Genomic DNA, 26,400 nt, shown 5'->3' with positions numbered 1-26,400 from the left:
CCCGGACCGTCAGCACCACGACGGATCGAAGCCCGGCAGACCGCGCGCGACGGCACCCGTCGACACGTCGACCACGACCGTCGAGATGGCCGTGAACGCGGGCGTCTGCGGATAGTCGTCACTGCGCCCCTCGGGCGAGACCGTCTCGACCGCGAGGTACTGCGCGTTCGGCGAGAGGCAGGCCTGCCGGATGCGCGTGCCGTCGTCGGCCGGACGGTACAGCTCGCGCGCTCCGTCGGGCCCGGCGAGCACGACGCGGAAGTCCGTCGCGCCGCGCGTGAAGTCGGGTGAGGAGACGACCTCGAGGTAGCGGCCCTCGGCATCCAGCACCGTCACCTCGCCGCGGTAATCGCCGGCGGGCTGCTCATCGCCGGGCACGGCGAGCGGCGTCGTCTCGCCCGTCGTCAAGTCGATCGTCGAGCCGCCGTCGGGGTCGGCGACGACGAGCGTGGAGGTGTTCGGCAGGAATCCGCGCAGCTCGCCGTGCGAGCCGAGCGGCACGGGCGCATCCCCGCGGGTCGGGTCGATCAGCAGCAGCGACTGATCGGTCGCCTGCGCGACGAGCGAGGTCGTGCCCGGCACCCAGACGTAGTCGAGCACCGAGAGCGGCTGCCCGTCGAGACCGGTGATCGGGGTGCCGATGCCGGCCGCGCTGGTCGGGTCGTAGAACTCGAGCACGTGGTCCAGCGCCGGCTCGACGCCGGGCGGGGTGGTCAGGGTGTAGCCGAGCAGTCCGCTCGGTCCCGAGGAGCGCAGCAGATCGATCGACGCGTGCTCGGGCGTCGTGATCGTGTCGGCGCTGCGCTCGGGCAGGGTGATGAGCTGCAGCGTGGCCGCGCCGTTGTCGTCGAGCGTCGTGACCGCGAGCTGCGAGGGCAGCTCGGCGTACTCGGCGATGCGCGGGGCCGCGAAGTCGACCGTCGTGGCTCCCCCGTCGAGCGAGCGCGACAGGATCTGGTCGGCATCCGGGTCGGGCGCGTCGCGCAGCAGGGTGCGCACGGTCGGCCAGGGCGTGCGGATGCGCTGCTCGAGCGTCGTGCGCTCGCCCGAGCCCGGCAGGCGCAGGCTCAGCCGGTAGTCGACGCCGTACTTCAGGCGGTCGGGGAAGGTGAGCGTGACCGCGGCACCCGACTTCTGGAAGGAGAACGACGCGGCGGGGACGACCGTGATATCCGCCTTCTTCAGGCCCTCCACCGCACGGTCGAGGTGCAGCACGACGCGCGCGCCCTGCTGCTCGACGAGGGCGGAGCCGTCGTAGTCGGCCCGCACGACGCCGGGCGGACGCACGGCGTTGCCGAGCGCGAGGCCGCCGACCACGACGACGAGCGCCGCGACGACGATCGCGAGGGTGCGGTGCCAGGGGGTCATGGGATGCGGATGGCTCGGTCGGGTTGCTCGGTCGGCGGACTCAGTAGACGTAGGGCTGGTCGGGCTCGGCGATCGACGCGAGCTCGGCGGGCACGACCACGACCGGCACGGCGCCGGAGCCGCTCGGGTTCTGCTGGAACCGGCCCGTCAGCTTCACCCAGCTGTTGACCTTGTGGTCCTTCGCCCAGTCGGGCAGGTAGACGGGGATGCCGACCGGCTGCGCGTCGACGGCGCAGCAGGTGACCATCAGCCGGGCCACGTAGACGACGTCCGCGTCGCCGTTGTCGAGCAGGTACCCGCTGACCTCGACGGTCTTGCCCGCCACGGCGCTCTCGCCGCCCGAGCGCAGCAGCGACGCCCAGTCCTTGACCGAGAACTGCGAGGTGTCGCCGCCGACGAGCTGCGGGGATCCGGCGGTCAGCGCGTCGGCCGAGGTCGCGAGCGCGCGGCTCTGTGCGGTCGCCGAGGTCAGTGCCGCCGGAGGCAGCACGAGCAGCGCCGTGAGCGCGCCGACGACGATCAGCACGCGCCCGACCGTGAGCGAGCGCAGCAGGCGCGGGCGCCGCAGGAGGCCGGGGCCGATCTCGTCGGCGTCGTGGGCGTGGGTGTGCTCACCCTCATGGTGGTGCGGGCGCGCATCTCGACGCAGCATCACGACGCAGCCGCCGAGCACCGCGACGCCGCCCAGCACGGCCATCACGACCGCGAACACCGTGTAGCGCGGGTGGATGTAGAGCGACAGCTTGCCGGTCGCGGCCAGCCACAGCGTCGCGACGACGGCGACGAGGGCGAGCAGCGGTCCGATCCAGCGGGCCACGAGACGGTCAGCGCGCAAGGTTCAGCCCCAATCCGAGAGCGGCGACGAACAGCGCCACGACGCCCGTCACGATGAGCAGCGTGCGCGCCGTGAAGGTCGTGCGCATGAGCGCGAGCATCTTCACGTCGATCATCGGTCCGAAGACGAGGAACGCGACGATCGCACCGGGCGAGAAGGTCGACCCGAGCGAGAGCACGAAGAAGGCGTCGACGTTCGAGCACATCGCCACGACGAAGGCGAGCGCCATGAGCGCCAGCACGCTGAGCACCGGGTCGCCGCCGAGCCCGACGAGCACCTCGCGCGAGATCGCGACCTGGATGAGTCCGGCCAGCGCCGAGCCGACGAACAGCGCCGGCAGCACCGCGCTCATCTCGGCCGTCACCATGCGGGCGCCGCGGCTGAGGCGGTGCGTGCGATCGTCGGCGTCGTGCGCGTGCGCGGCGCAGGCGGCCTGGAAGTCGGGCGTGAGCATCGCATCCGGATGCGGGTGGCGGGTGAGCAGCCAACCGACGAAGTTGGCGATGAGGAAGCCGCCGAGGATGCGCCACACGACGATCCCGTCGCCCCAGCCGAAGGCCTGCACGGTCGTGACGATCGTGATCGGGTTCAGGATGGGCGCCGCGAGCAGGAAGGTCATCGCCTCGGGCACGCTCAGCCCCCGCACCACGAGGCCACGGGCGAGGGGCACGTTGCCGCACTCGCACACCGGCAGCAGCACGCCGAGCAGCGACAGCACGCCGCGTCGCAGCACGCCGTTGCGCGGCAGGATCGCGAAGAACCAGCGGTCCGGAACCCAGAGCTGCACGACGGTCGAGATCAGCACGCCGAGGATCACGAAGGGCAGCGACTCGATCACGACGCTGAGCGAGAGCGTCACGAAGTCCTGCACGGCGTTCGTCAGGCTGACCGTGCCGCCCGAGGTCGCGATGCGCAGGCCGACCAGCACGAGCAGCACCGCGCCGAGCACGAGCACCGGGCGCCAGCGCGAACGACGCCGCGCGGGCGCGATCGCCGGCTCGCGCGTCAGGACCACCCGGCCAGGGTAGGCGACGGGTGCGAGCTGTCGGCTGAGGACGCCGCGTGGCACGCTGATCGGGATGCGACCTCGAATCGCGGTGGGACCTCACATCCCGGCGGCCGCCGACGACTACCGGGTGTGGGAGTGACCGAGAGAGCCGGGCTGGGCATCCAGCCGTTCGAGGTGATCGTGCAGCGGCACGGGCCGACCGTGCTGCGCGTGTGCCGCGCGATCGTGGGCGTCGACGACGCCGACGACGCCTGGAGCGAGACGTTCCTGGCGGCGCTGCGCGGCTATCCCGAGCTGGACCGCGACGCGAACGTCGAGGCCTGGCTCGTGACGATCGCGCACCGGCGCTGCGTCGACCTCATCCGGGCGCGGGTCCGGCGGGCCGTGCCGATGGACGAGATCGCCGACCGGCCGGCGCCGCTTCAGAACGGCCCGCTCGGCGACCTCGATCTGCTGCGCGCGGTCGCGGGGCTGCCCGAGCGGCAGCGCCAGGCGGTGGCCTACCACCACCTGGTCGGTCTCCCCCACGACGAGGTCGCCCGCGTGATCGGCGGCACGAGCGCCGCCGCGCGCAAGGCGGCCTCCGACGGAGTGAGAGCCCTGCGCGCCCGACTCGGCGCGACAGGCACGAGCAGAGGAGAGACGCGATGAACGACGCTCTGGACGACGACCTGATGGATGCGCTGCGCATCCCGTCCGCCGACGCCGAGGCCGACGCGGCCTCGGCCGCCCGGCTCGCGGCCTTGCACACGCGCCTCGAGCGCGCCGCCGCCGCCGAGGGACTCGACGAGGTCGCGTACCGCGAGATCGACTCGCCCTACGGATCGCTGCTGCTCGCGGCGACCCCGGCCGGGCTGGTGCGCGTGGCCTTCGCCCGCGAGGACCACGATCGGGTGCTGGCGTCGCTGGCCGAGAAGCTGAGTCCGCGCATCCTGCGCAGCCCCGCCCGCACCGACGGCGCCGCCCATCAGCTCGACGAGTACTTCGCCGGGCGACGCCGCTCCTTCGAGCTGCCGCTCGACCTGCGGCTGACCGCCGGGTTCCGCCGGGCGGTCGTCGAGCACCTGCCGCGCATCCCCTTCGGCAGCACCGAGAGCTACGCCGAGGTCGCCCTCGCGACAGGGAGCCCGAAGGCCGTGCGCGCGGTCGGCACGGCCTGCGCGACCAACCCGCTGCCGATCGTCGTGCCCTGCCACCGGGTCGTGCGCGCCGACGGCACGATCGGGCAGTACCTCGGCGGAACCGAGGCCAAGACGGCGCTGCTCGCGTTCGAGGGCGCCCGCCCGCGCGACTGATCGCGCGGGCGGGCGCCCCGGGCCCCACTCGTCAGGCAGCCCTCACCAGCTCACGCCACCTCGCGCACGTGCCCCTGTTTGATGTGCAGGCGACGCTGCGCGCGCCGGGCCACGGCCGAGTCGTGCGTGACGATGATGAGCGTCAGCCCGCGGTCGCGCCACAGCCCCTCGAGCAGCTCCATGATCTCGTCGCGCGTCTCCTCGTCGAGGTTGCCCGTGGGCTCGTCCGCGAGCAGCACGCGCGGCTCCTTCACGAGCGCGCGGGCGATCGCCACGCGCTGCTGCTGCCCGCCCGAGAGCTCGCCCGGCAGGTGCTCGGCGCGCTCGCCGAGGCCGACCGACTCGAGCGCGGCGCGGGCGCGCTGGGCGCGCTCGGCGGCGGGCGCCTTCTGCGGCACGAGCGCCGTCTCGACGTTCTCCTGCGCGGTGAGCGTCGGGATGAGGTTGAAGCCCTGGAACACGATGCCGATATCGCTGCCGCGCACCGAGCCGAGCTTGGCGTCGCCGAGCTTCGTCAGCACCGTGCCGTCGAGCTCGATCGCGCCGTTCGTCGGCCGGTCGAGCGCGCCGAGCATCTGCAGCAGCGTCGACTTGCCGCCGCCGGTCGGGCCCTGGATGGCGACCATCTGGCCGTCGGGGATGGTCAGGGTGACGTCTTTCAGCGCCGTCACCGTGCGGTTCTTCTGCTTGTAGACGCGGCTCACGTCGGTCAGCTGGTACATGTCGTTCTCCGTTCGGGAGGGTCGTGAGATCGGGTTCGGGATGCGGTGCCGGGCGGCCGGCTCAGGCCACCGAGCGCAGCGCCTCGGCCGGGCGCAGGCGCGAGGCCCGCCATCCGCCGATCGCGCCGGCGAGCAGTCCGCCGAGCAGGGCCAGGCCGACGGCCGCGGCGATGATCCACAGGGTGATCGGGGCGTGCAGGGCGATGTCGGTCGTGCTCGAGGTCGAGGCGCCGCCGCCGAAGCCCGGGCCTCCGCCGCCGAAGCCGCCGGCCGCCTGGCCCGTGCCGTCGCCGGCCGCCGCGCTGGCCGCCGCCGTGGGAGCCGCACCGGCCGCCGCATCCGTGCCGCCGCCCATGCGACCGCCGGTGGACCCGACCGAGGCGCTCAGCGTCGGCGCGACGAGGTTCACGATCAGCACCCCGGCGAGGCCGACGACCGCGCCCACGGCGCCGCCGATGAGACCCTGCACGAGGCTCTCGCCCGCGACCTGTCCCACGATGCGGCGGTTCGACCAGCCGATCGCCTTGAGGGTGCCGAACTCGCGGGTGCGGCGGGTGACGCCCGAGATCGTGAACAGGATCGCGATGAGGAACGCCGCGGCGAGCACCAGGATCGACAGCCAGGTGCCGAGGTTCGCAACCAGGCTGCCCGCGCTCGAGAGCGATCCCGAGACGGTGGATGCCAGGTCGGCCTGGGTGCTGACGGTCGTGTTCTCGAGCTTCTTCTCCAGCGCGGTCTGCACGGCGTCGATGTCATCGGCCGAGTCGGCGCTGACGTAGATGCTGGTCAGCGCGTCCTCTTCGCCGCTGAGCGTCTGCGCGACGTCGAGCGGGATGTAGACGTTCGCGGCGGTCTCCGACGAGGAGTCGGTCGACGCGACGATGCCGACGATCTCGAAGTCGGTGTCGGCGAGCGTGATCGTGTCGCCGACCGCGAGGTCCTCGGTCGTGGCGTAGCTGCTGTCGAGCACGGCCACGTCCTTGCCGACGTCGCTCTTGTCGAGGCCGACGCCGTCGCTCAGGGTCACGGCCGAGAGCGGGCCCACCGCATCCGCCGTGGGGTCGACGCCCAGCACCGTGAACGACTCGATGCCGAAGGAGCTGCCGCCTGCGCCGTCGGCGCCGCCCGTGGGGGCCGAGTCGGTCGAGCCGCTGTCGCTGCTCTGACCGGGACCGGCGAAGCCGCCCTGGGTGCCGTCCTGCCCCTGGGTGAAGGTGGGCAGGGTGCCCGAGAACGTCGAATTCGTCAGCGAGAGCACTCCGGTCGCCGAGGCGACGCCGTCGGTCTTGGCGACGGTCGCGAGGTTCGCCGCGGTGAGGGTGCCGCTGCCGCGGGCCACCTCGAGCCGCGACTGGTTCACCTCCTGCGTCTCACCATCCGTCGAGGTCGAGCCGTCCTGGGCGCCGAAGTCGAACTGCTGCGGTCCTCCCTGGCCGGTGGTGCCGTCGGGGCGCTGCGGCGTCGAGGTCACGGTGATGTCGGTGCCGACGCCGTAGACCGAGGCGAGAGCCTGGGCCTGGGCGTCCTTGACGCCGGCCGAGACCGCGTTCACGACGATCACGAGGGCCACGGCGAGCGCCATGCCGATCGCGATGATGACGGTCTGCCGCCGCCGGTTGCCGAGCTCGCGGCGCAGGTACCTGCCGAACATGGGTCTCCTCTGTGGGGCCGCTCGTCGCCGACCCCGTGCTGGGGCCGCCGAGGCGGAGACGGACACCGGCGCGGACGCCGGATGCGATGCGGAGCGCTGTGCTCCCGGTTCGGACCGTAGGGATGCTCGCTATGGCATCCCTATGCCCGGCTGGGGGAATGCTCGGGACCGCTATGACGGAGCTATGCGCCGGCGCGCAGCGGCCGCCACTAGCCTGGAAGCACGCATCGCCGCGCGGGTTCGAGAGGAGTGACGATGGCCTGGTTCCGCCGCCGACGTCGCGCCGACCTCGGCACCTTCGAGCCGCCGGCGCCGCTGCCGCCGACGCCGCTCGACCAGGTCATCTCCGACGGCCTGTTGCTCGCCCGCTCGGCCGTGCGGATGGCCGTCAAGAACCTGCTGATCGTGGCCGCGCTGCGCGACCGCCGCGACTACGACCACGCCGTGCTGCTGCTCGGCGCGCGCGAGGAGTACCTGCTGCTCGCGCGCCACAACGTGTCGGCGGCGCAGCGCATGGAGTCGGACCACCGGGCCGAGGAGCAGGGGGACAAGCCGCGCCGGCGGTTCCCCGGCGGCAAGGTCGTCGAACGCGACGAGCAGCACCGCCGCGGACCGCAGGTGCTGCGGCTGCTCGCCAACGCGCTCGCGACCGTCGCCGACGACACCGAGGCCCTGGATGCGCTGATCGAGGAGGCGCGCTCCGAGGCCTGGCTCGAGGTGTCGCAGGCGCTCGATCGGCGGCTCGCCGAGCTGCCGTCGCCGCACGACGCGAGCTATCTGCGCGACCGCGAGTCGCGCATCCGCGCCTTCGTCGAGGTCGATCTGAGCGAGCTCGACATCCAGGCGGCCGAGCGGCGCGTCATGGCCGAGTGGGCCGAGAACCCCGACGCCCAGGTCTGACCGACGCCCCGGCGCCCGGTAATCTGGGATCGTGCTGCCGCGAACCCGCGCGGCCCGCGAACCAGGAGGTCCTCATGGTCCACGTGCTGGCCGGCATCATCGGCGTCGCCACCCTGCTGACGGCGATCGGCGCGATCCGCGCCATGGTCGCCCTCGCGCGCGACGGCTACTGAGCCGCCTCCCGCGCCCGCAGCAGCATCCACAGCTCGGCCCGCGCGTCGAAGCGCGCCAGGTCGACCCCGAGCCGCTGCTCGAGCTTGGTGATGCGATCGCGCAGGCTGTGCCGGTGGATGCCGAGCTCGCGCGCCGCCGCATCCCACGCGCCGTTGTGCTCCAGCCAGACGCGCGCGCAGCGCAGCAGCTCAGCCGCCGCCGGATCGTCTTCGAGCGGCCCGAGGCGCGCCGCCGCGAGCTCGCGCAGACCGCCGCCGGCGATCGCGAGCCCGAGCGGCTCGGCCGGCAGCCCGCCCCAGTCGACGATCTGACCGGCGGCCGCGCGCCGCGCCGCTGACCCCGCCCGCGCGGCGCCGGCTTCGAGAGCATCGACGCCGAGCTGGGCGGCCGTGCCGACCGCAGCCCCGAGCTCGGCCAGACGCTCGGCCAGCGCCTCGGCGCGCAGCCGCTCGGCCACCAGCACGAGGCGTCCGTCGATCTCGGCCGCGAGCGCGTCGCCGAGCGCGGCGAAGGCGCGATCGAGCCGAGGCGTGCGCGCCGGGTCGGCGGCGAGCCGGGCGACCACGACGGTGACGGCGCCCGCGGGCACCGTGGCGCCGAGCTCGGCCAGCAGCTCGACGGCGTCGTCGCGCCGACCGGCGAGCAGCGCCGACAGCGCACGGCGGCGCACGGCCCGCGCCAGGCGCACGGCCTCGCGTGCCGCCCCCGCCGAGACCTCGGTGAGCGCGACCGCCCCGGCGACGACGGCCCGGCCCGAGCGATCGGGCGCGGTCGCCGCGACCCCGGCGAGCACGCCGTCGAGCCGCCCGCCGGCGCCGAGGGTCTGGAACCAGACGTGCCGGTCGCCGACGTCGAGCTCGCTGCCCGCGCGACGGCCCGCGGCCAGCAGCCGGGCCGCCTCGGCGCCGACCGACGTCTCGAGAGCGGCGGCGGCGTCGCCGCGCGGCTCCTCCGACCGCGGGTGGCGGGAGCGCACGGCCCCGGACTCGTCGTAGAACAGGATGCGCGCCTCGAGCCGCCGCGCCAGCTCGTCGAGCGCGGCCGCCGCCCCGCCCACGCCGAGCGCGGCGCCCGAGATCGCCCGCTGCGCCGCGAGCGCCCATTCGTCGCGGGCGCGCGCCTCGCGCTCGATGCGCGCCGCGACGAAGCGGATCACAGCGAGGAACGGCGTGCGATACGGCACCTCGAGCAGGGTGAGCCCGTGCGCGCGGCAGGCGGCCACGAGTCCTTCGGGCGTGCCCTCGCGCACGACCTCGGTGCCGAAGCCGATGCCGACGACGCCGACGTCGGCGAGGCGCGCGACATAGGCGGAGTAGGCGTCGTCGTCGACCGCGTCGCCCGCGAACTGGCTGCCGGTCGTGAGCACGAGCTGGCGTCCGGCCAGGAAGGGCGTCGGGTCGGCGAGGTCGCTGCTCGAGGCCCAGCCGACGCCCTCGGCCGGCTCGACACCGCGCACGAGCGCGGTGAGACCGAGATCGCGTTCGCGCAGCAGATCGTCGATGGTCACCGGCATGGGCACACTGTAGCCCCAGCCTGCCGTTTCGGCAGAGGATGCGGTGAATCTGCCGAGTCGTCCATCGCATCCCCGGCGGGCGCGGCCTAGCGTGACAGCAACACCACCCCGAGGAAGGCCCGCGCATGACGCTCGTCGACACCACCGCATCCACCGTCGGAGGCCCCGGACTCCCCCAGGAGCGCCGTCTCGTCACCGAGATCCCCGGTCCTCGCTCGCGCGAGATCCACGCCCGCAAGCAGGCCGCCGTCGCGAACGGCGTCGGGGTCACGCTGCCCGTCTACATCACGGCCGCCGGCGGCGGCGTCGTGGTCGACGCCGACGGCAACTCGCTCATCGACCTCGGCTCGGGCATCGCCGTCACGACCGTCGGCAACTCCGCCCCCGAGGTCGCCGCGGCCGTGACCGCGCAGGTCAACGCCTTCACCCACACCTGCTTCACGATCACCGGCTACGAGGGCTACGTCGAGGTCGCCGAGGCGCTCAACCGCCTCACCCCCGGCGACCACGCCAAGCGCAGCGCGCTCTTCAACTCCGGCGCCGAGGCCGTCGAGAACGCGATCAAGGTCGCCCGCTCGTACACCGGCAAGCAGGCCGTCGTCGCCTTCGACCACGCCTACCACGGCCGCACGAACCTGACGATGGCGCTCACCGCCAAGTCGATGCCCTACAAGAGCGGCTTCGGCCCCTTCGCACCCGAGGTCTACCGCGCCCCGCTCAGCTACCCGCTGCGCGATGGCGGCCTGACCGGCGCCGAGGCGGCGAAGATCGCGATCACGCAGATCGAGAAGCAGATCGGCGCCGCCAACCTGGCCGCCATCATCATCGAGCCCATCCTCGGCGAGGGCGGCTTCATCGTGCCGGCCGAGGGTTTCCTTCCGGCGCTCGTCGCGTGGGCGAACGCCAACGACGTCGTCTTCATCGCCGACGAGGTGCAGTCGGGCTTCGGCCGCACGGGCGACATGTTCGCCAGCGAGCACGAGGGCATCGTGCCCGACCTGGTCGTCACGGCGAAGGGCATCGCGGGCGGCCTGCCGCTCTCGGCGATCACCGGCCGCGCCGAGATCATGGATGCGCCGCACGCGGGCGGCCTGGGCGGCACCTACACCGGCAACCCGCTCGCCTGCGCCGCGGCCCTCGCCGCGATCGAGCTCTACGAGCAGGGCGACCTGCTCGCCCGCGCCCGCCGCATCGAGGAGATCATCCGCGAGAAGTTCGCGGCCGCCGCCGACCCGCGCATCGCCGAGGTGCGCGGACGCGGCGCCATGATGGCGATCGAGCTCGTCGACCCCGCCACGGGCGAGCCGGATGCGGGCCTCACCTCTCGCGTCGCGGCCGCCGCCCACGCCGACGGCGTCGTGCTGCTCACCTGCGGCACCTACGGCAACGTCGTGCGCTTCCTGCCGTCGCTCGCGATCAGCGACGAGCTGCTCGGCGAGGGCCTCGACGTCGTGATCGCGGCGCTCGCACGGGCCTGACGACCGCATCCCTCTTCATCCACCTCTCCCGAAGGAGCACATCGACGTGAACGACCGCGAGCGCCAGCTCATCGACAGCATCCCCACCGGCCTCCTCATCGGCGGCGAGTGGGTCGACTCGAGCGAAGGCCGCACCTTCGCCGTGCACGACCCGGCGACGAACGAGGTGCTCGCCGAGCTGCAGGCCGCGACGGCCGCCGACGGCATCCGAGCCCTGAATGCGGCGGTCGCCGCTCAGGACGCATGGGCCGCCACGGCACCCCGCAAGCGCGGCGAGATCCTGCGCAAGGCGTGGGAGCTGCTGCAGGAGCGCCGCGCCGACTTCGCGCTCGTCATGACGCTCGAGATGGGCAAGCCGCTGGCCGAGGCCGACGGCGAGGTCACCTACGGCGGCGAGTTCCTGCGCTGGTTCAGCGAGGAGGCCGTGCGCATCACGGGCCGCTACGGCCTCAACCCCGAGGGCACCGGCACCACCGTCGTGTCGCACCGCCCGGTCGGTCCCGCGTTCCTCATCACGCCGTGGAACTTCCCGCTCGCGATGGCGACGCGCAAGATCGCCCCGGCCCTCGCCGCCGGCTGCACGGTCGTCATCAAGCCCGCCGCGCTGACCCCGCTGACCACGCAGCTGTTCGCGCAGCTGCTGATCGACGCCGGCGTGCCCGCGGGCGTCGTCAACGTCATCTCGAGCGACCGCTCGCGCGAGATCTCGGCGCCGATCATCGCCGACCCGCGTCTGCGCAAGCTCAGCTTCACCGGCTCGACCCCGGTCGGCGTGCAGCTGCTCAAGCAGGCCGCCGACAACGTGCTGCGCACCTCGATGGAGCTCGGCGGCAACGCCCCGTTCCTGGTGTTCGAGGATGCGGATCTCGACAAGGCGGTCGAGGGCGCCCTGCTCGCGAAGTTCCGCAACATCGGCCAGGCCTGCACGGCCGCGAACCGCTTCATCGTGCACGAGTCGGTCGCCGACGAGTTCGCCACGCGCCTGCGCGACCGCGTCGCCGCCATGAAGGTCGGCCGCGGCACCGAGGACGGCGTCAACATCGGACCCCTGATCGACGACAAGGCCGTGAAGAACAGCGCCGAGCTGATCGACGACGCGGTCGCCAAGGGAGCCACCGTGCTCACCGGCGGCAAGGCCGTCGAGGGCGAGGGCACCTTCTTCGAGCCGACCGTCGTGACGGGCCTCGCGAAGGACGCCCGCATGCTGACCGAGGAGATCTTCGCCCCGCTGCTCGGCATCATCACCTTCCGCGACGAGGACGAGGCGGTGCGCATCGCCAACAGCACCGAGTACGGCCTCGTCGGCTACGCCTTCACGCAGGACGTCGCGCGCGGCCACCGCCTCATCGCCAGCATCGACACCGGCATGATGGGTCTCAACACGGGCCTCGTCTCGAACGCCTCGGCGCCCTTCGGCGGCGTCAAGCAGTCGGGCATGGGCCGCGAGGGCGGCGCCGAGGGCATCCACGAGTACCTCGAGACGAAGTACACGCTGATCCCCGCATCCTGAGTGCACCACCTACCACCAGCGCAAGGAGAGAACGTGACCGGATTCACCGTCGTCGACCCCTTCACCGGGCAGACCGGCACCGAGGTGCCCTTCGCGAGCGACCAGGAGGTGCAGGCCGCGATCGCGAAGGTGGATGACGCCTGGCACAGCTGGGCGCGCGAGACCACCGTCGCCGACCGCGCCGCCGCGATCGCGAAGGTGGCCGAGATCCACCTGGCCCGCGTCGACGAGCTCGCCGCGATCATCACCCGCGAGATGGGCAAGCCCCGCCCGCAGGCGGTCGGCGAGGTCGAGTTCGCCGCGGCGATCTACCAGTACTACGCCGACAACGCCGAGGCGCTGCTCGCCGACGAGCCGATCGCGGTCGAGGGCGGCCGAGCCCTGCTGCGCAAGGCCCCGCTCGGGCCGCTGCTCGGCATCATGCCGTGGAACTTCCCCTACTACCAGGTCGCCCGCTTCGCCGGACCGAACCTGATCGTGGGCAACCCGATCCTGCTCAAGCACGCCCCGCAGTGCCCCGACTCGGCGCTCGTGCAGGAGCAGATCTTCCACGAGGCCGGCATCCCGGTGAACGCCTACGTCAACATCTTCGCGTCGACCGACCAGATCGAGCCGATCATCGCCGACCGCCGTGTGCGCGGCGTCTCGCTGACCGGCTCCGAGCGCGCCGGCGCGGCCGTCGCCGAGATCGCGGGCCGCCACCTCAAGAAGGTCGCGCTCGAGCTCGGCGGCTCCGACCCGTTCATCGTGCTCGGCAGCGACGACCTGGATGCCACGGTCGAGGCCGCCGTCGCCGGTCGCCTCGACAACGGCGGCCAGTCGTGCAACGCGGCCAAGCGCTTCATCGTGATCGACTCGCTCTACGACGCCTTCGCCGAGAAGTTCACGGCCGCGATCGGGCAGATCGCCCCCGGCGACCCGACCTCCGACGACACCGAGCTCGGACCGCTCTCGTCGGAGGCCGCCGCCGAGCGCCTCGACGGCCAGGTCAAGCGGGCGATCGAGAACGGCGCCACCGCGCTGCTCGAGCCGCAGCCGCGCCAGGGCACCCAGTTCTTCCCGGGCGTGCTGGCCGACATCGACCGCGCCAACCCCGCCTTCGGCGAGGAGTTCTTCGGACCGGTCGCGTCGCTCTACCGCGTGCACTCGGAGGACGAGGCGATCGAGGTCGCGAACGGAACCGACTTCGGGCTGGGCTCCTACGTCTTCACCCCCGACGAGGAGCAGGCGCTGCGCGTCGCCGATCGCATCGAGTCGGGCATGGTGTTCATCAACGTCGTCGGCGCCGAGGCGGCCGAGCTGCCCTTCGGCGGCGTGAAGCAGTCCGGCACGGGCCGCGAGCTCGGCGCGGTGGGCATCGGCGAGTTCCTCAACCGCAAGATGATCCGCCTGCCGGAGTGAGCTGAGGCTCTGACACCCGAGGGGCCCGGCGCGCAGGATGCGCGTCGGGCCCCTCATCGTCAGGCGCGGGCGCGGCGCAGCGTCACGAGCGCGAGCGTCGCGGCCAGCAGCATGAGCGCGGCCCCGGCGAACGCCGTCGACATGACCCCGAGATCGAAGGCGGCGCGAGCGGCCTCGCGCAGCGCATGCCCCAGCTCGGCCGGCAGGCCGTCGGCGACGTGGATGGCCCCGCCCAGCGTCTCGCGCGCCGACCCGGCCTGGGCCGCCCCGAGGCCGTCGGGCAGTTCGAGGTTGGCGCGGTAGAGCGCGGTCACGAGCCCGCCGAGGATCGTCGTGCCCAGCACGGCACCCAGCTCGTACGCCGTCTCGGAGACTCCCGCCGCCGCGCCCGCCTTGTCGGCCGGGGCGCTCGCGATCACGAGGTCGTTCGACAGCGTCTCGGCCGCGCCGATGCCGGCGCCGACGAGCACGAAGGCGATCGCGATCTGCAGCACGCTCACGCCCGAGCCGCCGAGGCCGAGCGTGAGATAGCCGAGCCCGGCGGCCAGCACCGACGCCGCGATGACGTAGCCGGGGCGGATGCGCTTCACCAGCCGCACGGCGACGAAGCTGAACACGATCAGCGCGAGCACGCCGGGCGCGAGCACGAGCGCCGAGCTGAAGGCGTCGAGCCCCACCACGAGCTGCAGGTGCTGGGTCACGAAGAACAGCAGCCCGACGAGTGCGATGACCGACGCCAGGTTGATGAGGATCGCGCCCGAGAACGCGCCGCGGCGGAACAGCCGCACGTCGAGCATCGGCGCCCGGCTGCCGAGCAGACGGCGCACCAGCAGCACTCCGCTGACCACGCCGACGACCGCGAGCAGCGCCACGAGCCAGGGCGCTCCCCCGGTCGCGAGCGTCTTCACGGCGCCGACCAGCGGGGCGATCGTCAGCACCGAGAGGGCGATGGCGATCGCATCCACGGGGCCGGGGTTCGGGTCGCGGCTCTCGGGCACCAGCAGGGGCGCGAGCACGAGCAGCGGGATGAGCACGGGCACCGCGATGAGGAACACCGAGCCCCAGAAGAAGTGCTGCAGCAGCAGACCGCCGACCATGGGGCCGATCGCCGAGCCGAGCGAGAAGCCGGTGGCCCAGATCGCGATCGCGAGCCGGCGCTGGGCGCGGTTCAGGAAGATCGAGCGCAGCATCGACAGCGTCGACGGCATGATCATCGCGCCGAAGAGGCCCATCAGGATGCGGCCCGCGATGAGCAGCTCGGCGGTCGGCGCGAAGGCGGCGAGCACCGAGATGACGGCGAAGCCGCTCGAGCCGATCAGCAGCATGCGGCGGCGGCCGACGCGGTCGCCGAGGTTGCCCATGGCGATGAGCAGGCCGGCGAGCACGAGCGGATAGGCGTCGACGATCCACAACTGCGCCTGCGCCGTCGGCTCGAGGTCGCGGGCGATGGTCGGCAGCGCGAAGCTCAGCACGGTGTTGTCGATCGAGATGAGCAGCGTCGGCAGCATGAGCACGACGAGCGCGGCCCAGCCGCGGCGACCGGTGCGCGGGGCGTCGCCGGGGTCGGCCGGGTCGGCGGGCGTGACGACGTGGATCGGTGCGGTGGTGCTCATGCTGAAACTGTACCGTCTGGTCGGTATAGTTTGCCAGCGTAGGATGGTCGCGTGCCCCGGGACTCCCACCGCGACGACCTGATCGACGCCGCCGTCGCCCTGCTGACCGAATCCGGCGAGGGCGGCTTCACGCTCGACGCGATCGCCCGCCGCGCCGGCATGTCGAAGGGCGGGCTGCTGCACCACTTCGCCGGCAAGGCCGCGCTGGTGGATGCCATCGGCATCCACCTCGACACCCTCACCGCCGACTACATCCGCGAGCTCGAGGCGCAGCCCGACGGCGTCGTCGAGCGCTTCCTGCGCTCGTCGATCGACACCGACAACGAGCTCGACCGGGTCATGGTCGCGCTCGCCCGCCTCGGCGGCGGCTCGGCCGAGGCCGCGCTGCGCCGGGCCGAGCAGAGCTGGCACGACCTGATCATCCGCGTGGTCGACGACCCGGTGCAGGCGGAGATCATCCTGCTCGTCAGCGACGGCCTCTATTTCGGCGCATTGCGCGGCGGCGGCTTCGCGCGCGTCGATGCCGCCATGATGGATGCGCTGGTCGCGCGCCTCGCGCACTGACCCCGCATCCGCTCCTCACCACCGCACCGCCTCACCACCGGACACGCGATCGATCGGAGACCCCGCTGTGAGCATCCAGCGCCGCGGCGAGCTGCACGCCGCCTACCCCCTGCACGACGGCGGCCAGCCGGTCGGCGTCGACTGGTACTTCCCCGACGAGAACCGACTCGGCCCGAGCGTGCAGATCTGGCGCTTCGAGCCCGGCGCATCGGAAGGCGAGCACCGGCACGACGAGTCGACCGACCGCGACCTCGACGAGCTCTACCTCGTCGTGCGCGGCCGGCTCGAGGTCGACATCGACGGCGTCGGCCACGACCTCGGCACGGGCGACGCGGCCTATGTGCGCGCGGGCGTGCCGCATTCGGCGCACAACCCCTTCGACGAGGCCGCCGAGGTCGTGCTGATGTTCGGCGAGCCGGGCACCCTGCCGCGCCACAACCAGGCCGGCTTCCGCGCGCGCATGGCCGAGGGTTCCTGAGGGTTCGCCCGCGCGAGCTGAGCATTCCCCGGCGTGCAGGGAACGTCCGGGCGGCCCCCGTCGGATTCCCGGCCGAGCATTCCTAGACTCCGATCCATGACGGCTCCCTGGACGCTGGCGACGGTCGATCGACTGCTCGACCCGAACGCCTGCCCCCGCTGCTCCACCCCCCCCTGCCGGCGGGCAGCGTCTGCCCGAGCTGCGGTGTCGCGCTCGCGGGCCCCGAGGCGGATGCGGCCTGGCAGGCATCGCTCGAGGCGGCCGACGCGCTGCGGCGGCGCCAGCGCCTCGTCGATGCGCTGCCGCTCGGGGTGCTGACGACCCCGGCCACGACCCCACAGCTCGTGCCCGAGCCCACTCCGCCGATGCCCGCCCCGCCGATGTCTGCCCCGCCGATGCCCGCATCCACGCCGCTCGCCACTGGCTGGCCGCCGGCCGCGCCGCCTCTCGCACCCGTCCCGCCGATCCCGGCCGGACCGGTGCCCGTCGTCCCCGCTCCCGAGTCGACCGTCAGCGTGCAGTCGGTGCTCGCCGTCGCCGGCGCCGGACTCGTCGCGGTCGCCGCGCTCGTCTTCACGTTCCTCAACCCCGACCTCACCGACCTCGGCACCCGGGCGGCGATCATCGGCGCCACCACGGCGGTGTTCCTCGTGGGCGCGGTGCTGCTGCGCCGTCGAGACCTGACCTTCTCGTCGGAGGCGATCGGCGCGCTCGGGGTCGTGTTCGTCGGCCTCGACGTCTGGGCGGTCGCGCAGCTGCTGCCGACGGGTCTCGGCGGATGGGCGGCCGCCGCCGTCGGGGCGGCCGCGGCCGGCATCCTGCTCGCCGCGATCGGAACCCTGCTGCGCCTGCGCACCTGGCTGTGGAGCGGCATGCTCGCGATCGTCGTCGCTCCGCTGATCTGGGGGTTCTCGGTGTCGCCGGCGCTCGGCCGCATCGGCCTTCAGCTGGCGGCCTTCGCGCTCGCGACGGGCTGGCAGCTGCTGGCGCTGCCGCGGCTGCGGGGCCGCTTCGGCGCGATGGAGGCCGACCGCACGACCGCGACCGTCGTGCAGGTGCTGCTCGTCGTCGGCGTGCTGCCGAACCTCGCGCTGCTGTTCTTCGAGGGCGCGGGCACGGCCGCGAACGCGGTCGCCGTCGTGGCCGGCACCCTGCTGGCGCTCGCGGCTCTCGCCGCCGTCGCGAGCCGCGCCCAGCTGCCCGGCTTCTGGAGCTTCCTGACCGGGATGCTGACGGTCGGCTCTTTCGCGATCGCGCCGTTCAGCACGCGCCCGGGAGTCGATGCCGCCTACCTGGCGCTCGTGTCGGCCGCCGCCGCGCTCGCGCTGGTGCTGCTGACGGCGGCGCCGTCGCGGGTCGTGGCCCGGGCGCGGCTGCTCGACATCGGCGCCTTCCTGGCGTTCGGCGTCGCCGCTCTGCAGATCGTCCTCGCCGCCGCGATGCAGCTGGCGACGCCGCTGCTCGGCCCGGTCTCCGCCGCCGGTCTCGACTTCGGCACGAGCCGTCCCGACGACGTGGCTGGCACGATGGACCGCGTCGGCATCTACTCCCCCGCCGAGAGTCTCGCGGCCGTCATCGGCCTGGCCGCCGTCGCCCTCGGCGTCGCTGTGACCGCACGGCTCCTGGCCCGCACCCGCGCCGAAGCCGGCGCCGCCGTCGGCCCGCTGACGACCGTCTCCACGTGGCTCGGCGCCGGAGCGCTGGGCGCCGGCGCGCTCTGGACGGGATTCCCGCTCGCCGCCCAGGTCGGGGCGCTGCTGGCCGTGTCGGCCGCGGCCGCGATCGCCCTGCTCGTGATCCCGGCGATCCGACGTCGCCGGCCGGCGCTCCGTGCCCCGCTCATCGCCCTCGCGCATCTCGGTGCGCTGCTCGCGGCCTGCGCGGCGTGGGCCGACCGCTCCGGCTCGGCGCTGCCCGAGCTCGCCGGCGCGGGCGCCATCGTCGTGCTCGGTCTCGCCGCGGCCACCGTGCCCGCCCCGCTGCGGGCCCTGCACGTCGGCGTCGGCTACGCCTACGCCCTGGCGATCCTCGCCTCGAGCCTCGGCGACGCGGGGGTGGGCACGCTCGCGCTGCTCTGCCTCGTCACCTCGGCCGCGGCGGTCGTCTCGCTCGTCGCGACGCTGCTGCCGCGCATCCCGGCCTCGTGGTGGTTCGCGCTGCTCGGTGTCACCGCGGTGCCGTTCCTGATCGGCATCGGCACGGTGCTGACCGAGCGCTCCGGCTGGACGGCGCTCTCGACGGCGCTGATCGGCGGAGTCGCGCTGACGCTGCTGCTCGTGCGCCGCCGCGACCCGGGGCTCGGGGTGCGGGCGATCGCCGCGGCCCTCGTGATCCCGTCGGCGGCGGTCGCGATCATCTCGCTCGGCGCTCAGGTGCTCGCCACGAGCGCCTCGCCCGTGACCCTGCCGATCATCGCCGTGCTCGTCGCGGCGGTGCTGGGCGGCACGGGGTCGATCCGCCAGCTGCTCGAGGCGCGGCTGCCGGCGGCCCAGCTGCGGCCGGCGCGCGCCGCGATCGAGCTGTCCACCTACGTCACCGGCGCGGTCGCCGTGCTGCTCGCTCTCGTGCGCGAGGCCTCCGGCCTCGGCACGGCGTGCCTGGTGCTGCTGATCGGCGGACTAGGCGCCGCGGCGTCGTCGGTCTTCGCCCGTCGACGCTCCGGATGGTGGATCGCTGCGGGGTGCTGGACGGCCGCGCTCTGGTGCGTGTGGGGTCTCGCCGGGGTCGACGTGCCCGAGCCGTACCTGCTCCCGCCGGCGCTGGGCGCTCTCGCCGTCGGCACCCTGCTCGTCGTGCGCCGGCGCGCGGGCGCCGCCCTCGCGGCCACCGGCCTCGCCTGCGCGATCGTGCCGACCCTGGTGCTGCTCGTGACGATCGGCAATGGAGTGGGAGCTCTCGCGCCGTGGCGCACGATCGGTCTCCTGGGCGCCTCCGCCCTGCTGCTCGCGATCGGCGCGGCCGTGCGACCGGGTCGCGGACTCCGCGGGCGCCTCGCGCGCCTCCAGCTGCCCGTGCTCGCCCTGTCGGGGGTCGCGGCGGCGAGCGCGGCCGTCCAGGGCATGCGCTGGGGGCTCGGTGTCGACGCGGCTCCGGTCGCGGGCGCGCCCGTGATGGTGCCGGTGCTCCTCCTGGCGCTCGGCGGCGCCCTCCTCGTCGCGGCGATCGGCGCGACGCTGATCCGCAGCTCGCGCGCACTCGCGGCCGTCTCGACCGTCAACGCGGCGATCGCGACATCCCGTTGGGTGCTGCTCGCCCCCGTGCTGATGCTGGCGCTCGGGCCGATGACGGCGGTGCGTCGCGACTGGTTCGCGATCTGGACGCTCTGGGTGCTCATGATGGCGCTGCTGATCCTGGTGCTGGCGATCGCGATGCGCACGCGGCGGGTGCCGATCACCACGCTCATGCCGCCGGCGGCCGCGGTCTACGCGATCGCGTGGGTGGTCGGCGTGGTCGGCTGGAGTCCGCGCGACCTGCGCGTCGAATGGTTCTCGCTGCCGCTCGGCCTGGCCGTGCTCGCGGCGGGCGCCGTGCACTTCGTGATCGAGCTGCGCTCCGGGATGCGCCCCGCCGCGCCGACGCCGCCGACCCTGAGCTCGTGGCCCGCCGGGTTCTCCGGCTCGCCGCACCTGATCGCACCCGGGCTCGTGCTCACGATGCTGCCGTCGGTGGTCGCGACCGGCACCGATCCGCAGACCTGGCGCGCGATCTTCGTGATCGCGGTGGCGCTGGTGTCGATCCTCGCGGGCGTCGCGCTGCGCCTGCGCTCGCCCTTCGTGCTCGGCATCGCGGCGCTCCCGCTGGAGAACGTCGTGGTGTTCGCCTCGCAGCTCGGCCGCGGAGTCGAGTCGCTGCCGTGGTGGATCACGCTCGCGACCGCGGGAGCGGTGCTGCTCGCGATCGCGGTCGGCTCGGAGCGCCGCACGAACCAGGGCGGCGGGGTCGCGGCGCGGCTGCGCGAGCTGCGGTGAGGCGATTCGGCCCGTTCACCGCGGGTTCACGCCGCGGCCGTAGCATCCCCCCCGTCCCCCGAACGGGGGCCAGGAAGGCGTCGGCCATGGAACCGCTGCTCATCGTGATCCTCGTCATCGTGCTCGCCCTCGCCTTCGATTTCACGAACGGCTTCCACGACACCGCCAACGCCATGGCGACCTCCGTCGCCACCGGGGCGCTGTCGCCGCGCATGGCGGTGCTGATCTCCGCCGTACTCAATCTGGTCGGTGCATTCCTGTCGACCGAGGTCGCCTCGACCATCTCGAACGGCATCATCCGCGAGGACGGCGATACGACTGTCGGGCCCGTGCTGATCTTCGCCGGGCTCGTCGGCGCCGTGCTCTGGAACCTGACGACCTGGCTGCTAGGGCTGCCCTCGAGCTCGTCGCACGCGCTGTTCGGCGGACTCATCGGCGCCGCCCTGATCGGGGCGGGAACGGGCGCGATCGACTGGGGCGTGCTGGTCTCGAAGGTCGTGCTCCCGGCGCTCGCGTCGCCGATCATCGCGGCCGTGATCGCGTTGCTCGCGACATTCGCCGCGTACCGCATCACACGGCAGGCGCAGATTCCGGGGGCCAAGCGCGGCTTCAAGGTCGGGCAGACGGTCTCCGCCTCGCTCGTCTCCCTCGCCCACGGCACGAACGACGCGCAGAAGACCATGGGCGTGATCACGCTGACACTCGTCGCCGCCGGCTATCAGCGCGGCGGCACAGCCCCGCAGCTCTGGGTGATCGCGGCATGCGGGCTGGCGATCGCCCTGGGCACCTACCTGGGCGGCTGGCGCATCATGAAGACCGTCGGAACGCGCATCACGAAGGTGGAGACTCCGCAGGGTTTCGCCGCCGAGACGAGCTCCGCGGCGACGATCCTCGCTTCCAGTCATCTCGGATTCGCCCTCTCGACGACGCAGGTCACCTCGGGCGCGGTCATCGGCGCCGGGCTCGGTCGCAAGCTGGCCGCCGTGCGCTGGCGCGTCGTGGGCCGCATCGCGACCGGCTGGGTCTTCACGTTGCCGGCCGCCGCGATCGTCGGTGCTCTCGCCGCACTGCTCTCGGGCATCGGCACGGTGGGCGTGGTGGTCGTGGCGGTGCTCGCGATCGGGGCGACGCTCGGCTTCGTCGCGCTGTCGCGCCGCGCGCCGGTCTCGCCGGACGACGTGCGTGACGAGGAGGAACCGGTGAGCGCGAGCGCGGGAGCACGAGGATGATCCGGGCGGCGTCGGAAGCAGGCATCCAGATCGACTGGGCGGCGCTCGGCTCCGTCTTCGTCGTGGCGCTCATCGCCTCGGTGGCTCTGGTGGTGGTGTTCGCCCTGGGCGTGCGGCTGTACTCCCTCGGAGGCGCCGGATCGGCATCGGGCTCTGGCACCGCCTCGACGGGCTCCGCGCTGCCGCGGCTCGGTGCCGTGATCTGCTTCGCGCTGTGCGCCATCGGAGTGCTGTTCGGCGTCTGGCTCATCGTGCCCTTCTTCCACTGAGGGGAGACCCGAAACGACCCTCGAACCGATCTGCGGCAGGTCGTCGCCGGCCGCTGAGCCGATTCCCGGGCGGCGTTCAGCGGACTACTCCCGCCGGATGACGTGGCGCACGGCTGGGCGGCGAAGAGTGGGGGGCATGGAATCCGACCCCGCGCTCCGCATCCTCATCGTCGACGAGGAGGAGCCGATCACCCACGTGCTGCGCATCGCGCTCGAGCTGGAGGGCTGGCGCGTGACGACCGCGGCGTCCGGCGAGGCCGCGATCCCGCTGGCCGTCGACGCCGACGTGGTGCTGCTCGACATGATGCTGCCCGACCGCCTCGGCACCGAGGTGGTCGCCGGGATGCGCGCGGCCGGCAGCCGAGCCCATGTCATCTTCCTGACCGGGAGGGCCGAGCTCGACGACCGCATGGCGGCGTTCACGGCCGGCGCCGACGACTACGTGACGAAGCCCTTCGGCGTCGAGGAGGTCGTGACCTGTGTCGCCGGAGCCGCCCGGCGCCGCGGACTCACCGCCGGCAGCCTGCGGGTCGACGACCTCGTGCTCGACATCCGCGACGGCTTCGCCTGGCGCGGCGACACCCTGCTCGACCTCGATCCGCTGCAGTTCGCCCTGCTGCGCGAGCTCGCCGAGCGTCACGGCGAGACGCTCGACTCGGGCGAGCTCGTCGCGGCCGCCCGCGCGCACGACGTGCACGTGCCCGCCGCGCTCGCGCCCGAGCTGATCGGCCGGGCCGGTCGCGCGGTCAACGAGCTCGGCGATCCGATCGTGCTGGTCGACGAGCGCGGCTGGATGCTCGCCGGATCGTCGTGACGACGGCGACCATCGACGGGGTCCGCGGCGGCGAGGCGAAGCCGAACCCGACCGGCGGATCGACCGGCGCCATCGCCCCCAGACCGACGCCGTCGAGTCGCGCCGCGGCGGCGTCGAGGCGCCAGGCGTCGGTGACGCCGTAGAACTCCCGCGCGCCGCCGCCCGCGGACCCGGCGGTGCCCGAACCCGGTGCAAGGCGGCGCGCGACGGGGTCGATCGCCGCCAGCCAGCGTGGATCGACCGCGAGCGGCCTTGGGACGAGTCGCAGCAGCCGGCCGAGAGGGGTGCGCCGCCCGACCGCAAACGACAGCTCGAGCCGCGGCGAGCGCAGCGCGAGTGTGCGGCCCTCGCGATCGACGTCCAGCGGCGCGACCACGACCTCATCGAAGCGATACGTCTGCGCCACGAAGTCGGCGAGCGCGGGATGCGGGGCGAACAGCATCCGGTGCCCGTCGGCGTTCTCGACCATCACGTCGGTCACCGCGCCGAAGGGCGACCGCGCCCAGTGCCCGACGACGAGCCGGGTGCCCGACGCCGCGCCGAAGCCGGCGATGCGGCCGTGGAAGCGCACGTCGCCGCCGACGTCACGGCGCCGCTCCCTCGTCACTGCAGGCAGAACTCGTTGCCCTCGGGGTCGCGCATCATGATCGCGTACTCCTCGTAGGGCCCCCACGGCTCGGTGAGCTCCTTCTCGAGCGTCGCGCCGAGGGCGATGAGCCGGTCGCGCTCGACCTCGAGCTCGGCCCGGGATGCGCGCCGGTCGTCGAAGGGCGTGACGTCGATGTGCATCCGATTCCGCTGGCGGCGCTCGTGCCGATAGCGGGTGAAGTAGAAGCGCTGGTGCGCCGGATCCTGGTCCCAGGCCTCGGCCCGCGCCGCGATGTCGTCGTCGCTCAACCCGGCGGCGCGCAGCTCGGCGACCTCGTCCGCCGGCCAGCCGGTCGGCTTGGGGTATCCCATCGCGGCCGCCCAGAAGCGGGCCAGCTCGGTCGGGTTCTCGGCGTGGAACGTCACGTTGCTGATGCGGGCGACCATGCCTCCACGCTAGGGCGGGGCCGGCGCGAGCACCCGCGTCGTCAGGCTCTGCTCAGTCGCGCGGGCGCAGCCGCACCGGCGGCAGCTCGGGCGCCGGCAGCGGGGCGCGGTCGTCGTCGATCGCGTCGAAGCGCGTGTCGGCTCCCCCGAGGCGCTGCTGCCAGTCGGCGCGGGCCTGCGCGATCTCGTCGTGATCGCGGCCGACGAAGTTCCACCACATCACGAGCTGCTCGCCGAAGGGCTCGCCGCCGAGCAGCAGCAGTCGTGCGCCCTCCGCCCCGGCCGCGAGCTCGATGCTCCCGGACCCGGGCGCGCGGTACGCCAGCTGCGTCGGCGCGACCTCGACGCCATCCACGGTCACCGCGCCCTGATCGACCAGCACGCCGTGCTCGAACGACGCCGTGACGGGCAGACTCACCCGGGCTCCGGGTGCGATCCGCACCTCGGCCCCGAGCAGCGGCGAGAGCACCGCGGCGGCGGCACTGCGGTCCGCCAGCTCGCCGATGAACAGCTGGATGCGCGCCTCCCCGATCTCGAACGCGACCGCCTCCGTCGCCGCGAACGCGGGCTCTCGACGGCGCTCCCCGCCGGGCAGCGCGACCCACAGCTGCACGCCGTGCAGCATCCGCGTCGACGCCGTGGAGTACTCGGAGTGCTGGATGCCGCGCCCCGCCGTCATCAGGTTGAGCGTGCCCGGCGTCACGGTGGCCCGCGAGCCGACCGAGTCGCGGTGCTCGATCTCGCCCTCGAACAGCCAGCTCACGGTCTGCAGCCCGATGTGCGGGTGCGGCGGCACGACCATGCCCGCGGTCTCGGCCAGGTCCGCCGGCCCGTAGTGGTCGACGAAGCACCACGCGCCGATCAGGCTGCGCGCCCGCTGCGGCAGGGTGCGGTGCACGAGCATCGCGCGGGGTCCGCCGAGCGGCACCTCCCGCGGCTCCAGGATCTCGATGCCGCTCGCCGGCGGGCTCGCCAGCAGCACCTCGCCGGGCTCGTGCTCGAGGTTGCTCATCCTCGGATCGTAGAGCGCGGGGCGAGGTGCCGCCGGGAATCCGGCAGGCCGCCGGCCGTGCCCGCCGCTACTCCGCGAGCTCGATCGCTCCCGTGTCGAGCTTCTTCGGGCGCGGGATGAACGCCGCGATCACGAGACACACGACCGCCGCGCCGAGTCCCAGTGTGAGGGCCAGCAGGAAGCCGCCCTCGCTCGGGCCGGGAACGCCGTTCACCGTGGTCATCGACTGCGCCAGGATCGCGCCGACGACCGCCGAGGCGACGCTCGTGCCGAGCGAGCGCATGAGCGCGTTGAGTCCGTTGGCCGCGCCGGTCTCGTGCGCCGGCACCGCCTGCATGATGAGCGTCGGCATGGCCGCGTAGCCGAGGCCGATGCCCACGCCGAGCAGGATGTTGAGCACCAGGATCTGCCACCACTCGGCGTGGAACAGCAGCGCCCCGCCATACGCGATCGCGATCACGGCGGCACCCGCGATCAGCAGCGGCTTCGGCCCGTGGCGACGCTCGAGCCGGCCGGCGACGGGCGACATCGCCATCATCGCGAGACCCGACGGGGCCAGGATGAGCGCCGCGACCGTGAGCGTCAGCCCCAGTCCGATGCCGGTCGCCGCCGGCAGCTCGAGCAGCTGCGGAAAGACGATGTTCGACGAGAACAGCGCGAAGCCCATCGCGACGGAGGCGAGGTTCGTGAGCAGCACGGGTCCGCGCACGCTCACGCGCAGGTCGACGAGCGGCTCGCGCACGCGCAGCTCGACGACGCCCCAGATGACGAGCACGACCACGCCGCCGATCAGCAGCGCGAGGGTGCGCGGGTCGCCCCAGCCCCAGTCGCCGCCGCGCGAGACGGCGACGAGCACGCCCACGAGACCGAGCGCGAGGCCGACGATGCCCGCGATGTCGATGCGACCGGGGCTGCGCATCCCCGTCGACGGCACGATCACCGCATAGAGCAGCACGCACAGCAGGGCGATGCCGGCCGCGACCCAGAACAGGACGTGCCAGTCGAGATTCTCGGCGACGACGGCGCTGAGCGGCAGGCCGAGCGCGCCGCCGACGCCGAGCGTCGCGCTGACGAGGGCGATCGACGAGCCGAGCTTCTTCGGCGGCACCGTGTCGCGCAGCAGCGAGATGCCGAGCGGGATCACGCCGGCCGCCATGCCCTGCAACACGCGCGCGATGATCATCGGCAGCAGCGCGTTCGAGAGCGCGGCGAGGATGGCGCCGGCCGCCTGCACGATGAGCAGCGCCATGGCGACGCGGCGCTTGCCGAACATGTCGCCGAGGCGTCCGGCGACGGGCGTGCAGACCGCCGCGGCGACGAGCGTCGCCGTGATGACCCACGCCGTGTCGTCGCTCGAGGCGTTCAGCAGACGCGGCAGCTCGGGCTGGATCGGGATGAGGATCGTCTGCATGAACGAGGCCCCCATGCCGGCCAGAGCCAGCACGGCGACGACGAGGTTCGGGTGCCTGGCGCGGGCGGGCCGGCTGGATGGCGCGGCAGACGTCGTGTCGGATGACGATGGGGCAGTCATGATCGGGGATCCTCTCGTGTGAGACGGCGTC

The 26,400-nt window shown here is 73.4% G+C and carries 23 protein-coding genes; 12 read left to right on the top strand and 11 right to left on the bottom strand.

All coding sequences use genetic code 11. The features are described 5' to 3' along the window. Positions 1–9: 9 nt before the first annotated feature. From FJ658_RS06865 to FJ658_RS06855, 3 genes are read right to left on the bottom strand one after another with little or no spacing between them, the layout of a single operon-like run. Complete coding sequence (locus FJ658_RS06865) at positions 10–1,368, bottom strand: hypothetical protein (RefSeq protein ID WP_141144616.1); 1,359 nt, start codon at positions 1,366–1,368, stop codon at positions 10–12. A 40-nt stretch (positions 1,369–1,408) separates the two neighbouring features. Further along, on the bottom strand, positions 1,409–2,185 hold the full coding sequence (locus tag FJ658_RS06860) for a TIGR03943 family protein (RefSeq protein WP_181408354.1): 777 nt from the start codon (positions 2,183–2,185) through the stop codon (positions 1,409–1,411). A gap of 7 nt (positions 2,186–2,192) precedes the next feature. Further along, entirely contained in the window at positions 2,193–3,212 is a 1,020-nt protein-coding gene (locus FJ658_RS06855; RefSeq protein ID WP_370454775.1) for a permease, read from the bottom strand. Between the two features lie 129 nt (positions 3,213–3,341). Between FJ658_RS06855 and FJ658_RS06850 the strand changes: the two genes are divergently transcribed. Further along, on the top strand, positions 3,342–3,863 hold the full coding sequence (locus tag FJ658_RS06850) for an RNA polymerase sigma factor (RefSeq protein WP_370454769.1): 522 nt from the start codon (positions 3,342–3,344) through the stop codon (positions 3,861–3,863). Further along, positions 3,860–4,507 (top strand): methylated-DNA--[protein]-cysteine S-methyltransferase, encoded by a 648-nt coding sequence (locus FJ658_RS06845; protein ID WP_141144614.1) that lies wholly within the window; start codon positions 3,860–3,862, stop codon positions 4,505–4,507. Before FJ658_RS06850 ends, FJ658_RS06845 begins: the two co-directional genes overlap by 4 nt. Positions 4,508–4,557: 50 nt before the next feature. Here FJ658_RS06845 and FJ658_RS06840 read toward each other — a convergent pair whose 3' ends face one another. Further along, on the bottom strand, positions 4,558–5,229 hold the full coding sequence (locus FJ658_RS06840) for an ABC transporter ATP-binding protein (RefSeq protein ID WP_141144613.1): 672 nt from the start codon (positions 5,227–5,229) through the stop codon (positions 4,558–4,560). Between the two features lie 61 nt (positions 5,230–5,290). Continuing rightward, on the bottom strand, positions 5,291–6,880 hold the full coding sequence (locus FJ658_RS06835) for an ABC transporter permease (RefSeq protein WP_141144612.1): 1,590 nt from the start codon (positions 6,878–6,880) through the stop codon (positions 5,291–5,293). Between the two features lie 255 nt (positions 6,881–7,135). Between FJ658_RS06835 and FJ658_RS06830 the strand changes: the two genes are divergently transcribed. Then, positions 7,136–7,780: a hypothetical protein gene (locus tag FJ658_RS06830; RefSeq protein ID WP_141144611.1), complete on the top strand. Its 645-nt coding sequence runs from the start codon at positions 7,136–7,138 to the stop codon at positions 7,778–7,780. 166 nt (positions 7,781–7,946) lie between these two features. Here FJ658_RS06830 and FJ658_RS06825 read toward each other — a convergent pair whose 3' ends face one another. Next, the gene (locus tag FJ658_RS06825) at positions 7,947–9,467 is read right to left on the bottom strand and encodes a PucR family transcriptional regulator (protein WP_181408353.1); all 1,521 of its coding nucleotides are present in this window, start codon (positions 9,465–9,467) and stop codon (positions 7,947–7,949) included. Between the two features lie 125 nt (positions 9,468–9,592). Here FJ658_RS06825 and gabT point away from each other — a divergent pair, with 125 nt between their 5' ends. Genes gabT through FJ658_RS06810 form a run of 3 tightly spaced genes read left to right on the top strand, consistent with a single transcriptional unit; the run spans position 9,593 to position 13,856 of the window. Then, positions 9,593–10,945, top strand: a complete 1,353-nt coding sequence (gene gabT, locus FJ658_RS06820) for a 4-aminobutyrate--2-oxoglutarate transaminase (protein WP_141144609.1) — start codon at positions 9,593–9,595, stop codon at positions 10,943–10,945. A gap of 46 nt (positions 10,946–10,991) precedes the next feature. Next, on the top strand, positions 10,992–12,455 hold the full coding sequence (locus tag FJ658_RS06815) for an NAD-dependent succinate-semialdehyde dehydrogenase (protein ID WP_141144608.1): 1,464 nt from the start codon (positions 10,992–10,994) through the stop codon (positions 12,453–12,455). A 33-nt stretch (positions 12,456–12,488) separates the two neighbouring features. After that, positions 12,489–13,856 (top strand): NAD-dependent succinate-semialdehyde dehydrogenase, encoded by a 1,368-nt coding sequence (locus FJ658_RS06810; protein WP_141144607.1) that lies wholly within the window; start codon positions 12,489–12,491, stop codon positions 13,854–13,856. 59 nt (positions 13,857–13,915) lie between these two features. Here FJ658_RS06810 and FJ658_RS06805 read toward each other — a convergent pair whose 3' ends face one another. Further along, positions 13,916–15,469 carry an MFS transporter gene (locus FJ658_RS06805; protein WP_181408352.1) on the bottom strand — a complete coding sequence of 518 codons (1,554 nt, stop codon included), beginning with the start codon at positions 15,467–15,469 and terminating at the stop codon, positions 13,916–13,918. Between the two features lie 51 nt (positions 15,470–15,520). On the opposite strand from FJ658_RS06805, the gene FJ658_RS06800 reads away from it, so the two are divergent. From FJ658_RS06800 to FJ658_RS06775, 6 genes are all read left to right on the top strand, one after another. Continuing rightward, the gene (locus tag FJ658_RS06800) at positions 15,521–16,033 is read left to right on the top strand and encodes a TetR/AcrR family transcriptional regulator (RefSeq protein WP_141144606.1); all 513 of its coding nucleotides are present in this window, start codon (positions 15,521–15,523) and stop codon (positions 16,031–16,033) included. A 67-nt stretch (positions 16,034–16,100) separates the two neighbouring features. Then, on the top strand, positions 16,101–16,511 hold the full coding sequence (locus tag FJ658_RS06795) for a cupin domain-containing protein (protein WP_181408351.1): 411 nt from the start codon (positions 16,101–16,103) through the stop codon (positions 16,509–16,511). A gap of 365 nt (positions 16,512–16,876) precedes the next feature. Beyond that, positions 16,877–20,479 carry an SCO7613 C-terminal domain-containing membrane protein gene (locus tag FJ658_RS06790; protein WP_141144604.1) on the top strand — a complete coding sequence of 1,201 codons (3,603 nt, stop codon included), beginning with the start codon at positions 16,877–16,879 and terminating at the stop codon, positions 20,477–20,479. Positions 20,480–20,565: 86 nt separating this feature from the next. Further along, positions 20,566–21,708, top strand: a complete 1,143-nt coding sequence (locus tag FJ658_RS06785) for an inorganic phosphate transporter (protein ID WP_141144603.1) — start codon at positions 20,566–20,568, stop codon at positions 21,706–21,708. Beyond that, on the top strand, positions 21,705–21,977 hold the full coding sequence (locus tag FJ658_RS06780; RefSeq protein ID WP_219995728.1) for a hypothetical protein: 273 nt from the start codon (positions 21,705–21,707) through the stop codon (positions 21,975–21,977). Before FJ658_RS06785 ends, FJ658_RS06780 begins: the two co-directional genes overlap by 4 nt. A gap of 136 nt (positions 21,978–22,113) precedes the next feature. Next, on the top strand, positions 22,114–22,791 hold the full coding sequence (locus tag FJ658_RS06775) for a response regulator transcription factor (RefSeq protein WP_181408350.1): 678 nt from the start codon (positions 22,114–22,116) through the stop codon (positions 22,789–22,791). On the opposite strand, the gene FJ658_RS06770 is transcribed toward FJ658_RS06775, so the two are convergent. The 4 genes from FJ658_RS06770 to FJ658_RS06755 form a co-directional block, all read right to left on the bottom strand. Beyond that, positions 22,724–23,398, bottom strand: a complete 675-nt coding sequence (locus FJ658_RS06770) for a hypothetical protein (protein ID WP_219995727.1) — start codon at positions 23,396–23,398, stop codon at positions 22,724–22,726. The genes FJ658_RS06775 and FJ658_RS06770 overlap by 68 nt on opposite strands. Further along, positions 23,395–23,826, bottom strand: coding sequence for a VOC family protein (locus tag FJ658_RS06765; RefSeq protein ID WP_141144601.1), 432 nt, complete (start codon positions 23,824–23,826; stop codon positions 23,395–23,397). The genes FJ658_RS06770 and FJ658_RS06765 overlap by 4 nt, the downstream gene beginning before the upstream one ends. 52 nt (positions 23,827–23,878) lie before the next feature. Next, a complete protein-coding gene (locus FJ658_RS06760) occupies positions 23,879–24,838 on the bottom strand; it encodes a pirin family protein (protein WP_141144600.1) in 960 nt (319 codons plus the stop codon). Between the two features lie 67 nt (positions 24,839–24,905). Beyond that, on the bottom strand, positions 24,906–26,369 hold the full coding sequence (locus FJ658_RS06755; protein WP_141144599.1) for an MFS transporter: 1,464 nt from the start codon (positions 26,367–26,369) through the stop codon (positions 24,906–24,908). Between the last annotated feature and the right edge of the window lie 31 nt (positions 26,370–26,400).

Source organism: Schumannella sp. 10F1B-5-1, from assembly GCF_006517535.1.
Taxonomy (GTDB): Bacteria; Actinomycetota; Actinomycetes; order Actinomycetales; family Microbacteriaceae; genus Schumannella.
This window is presented reverse-complemented; position numbering and strand designations above follow the sequence as displayed.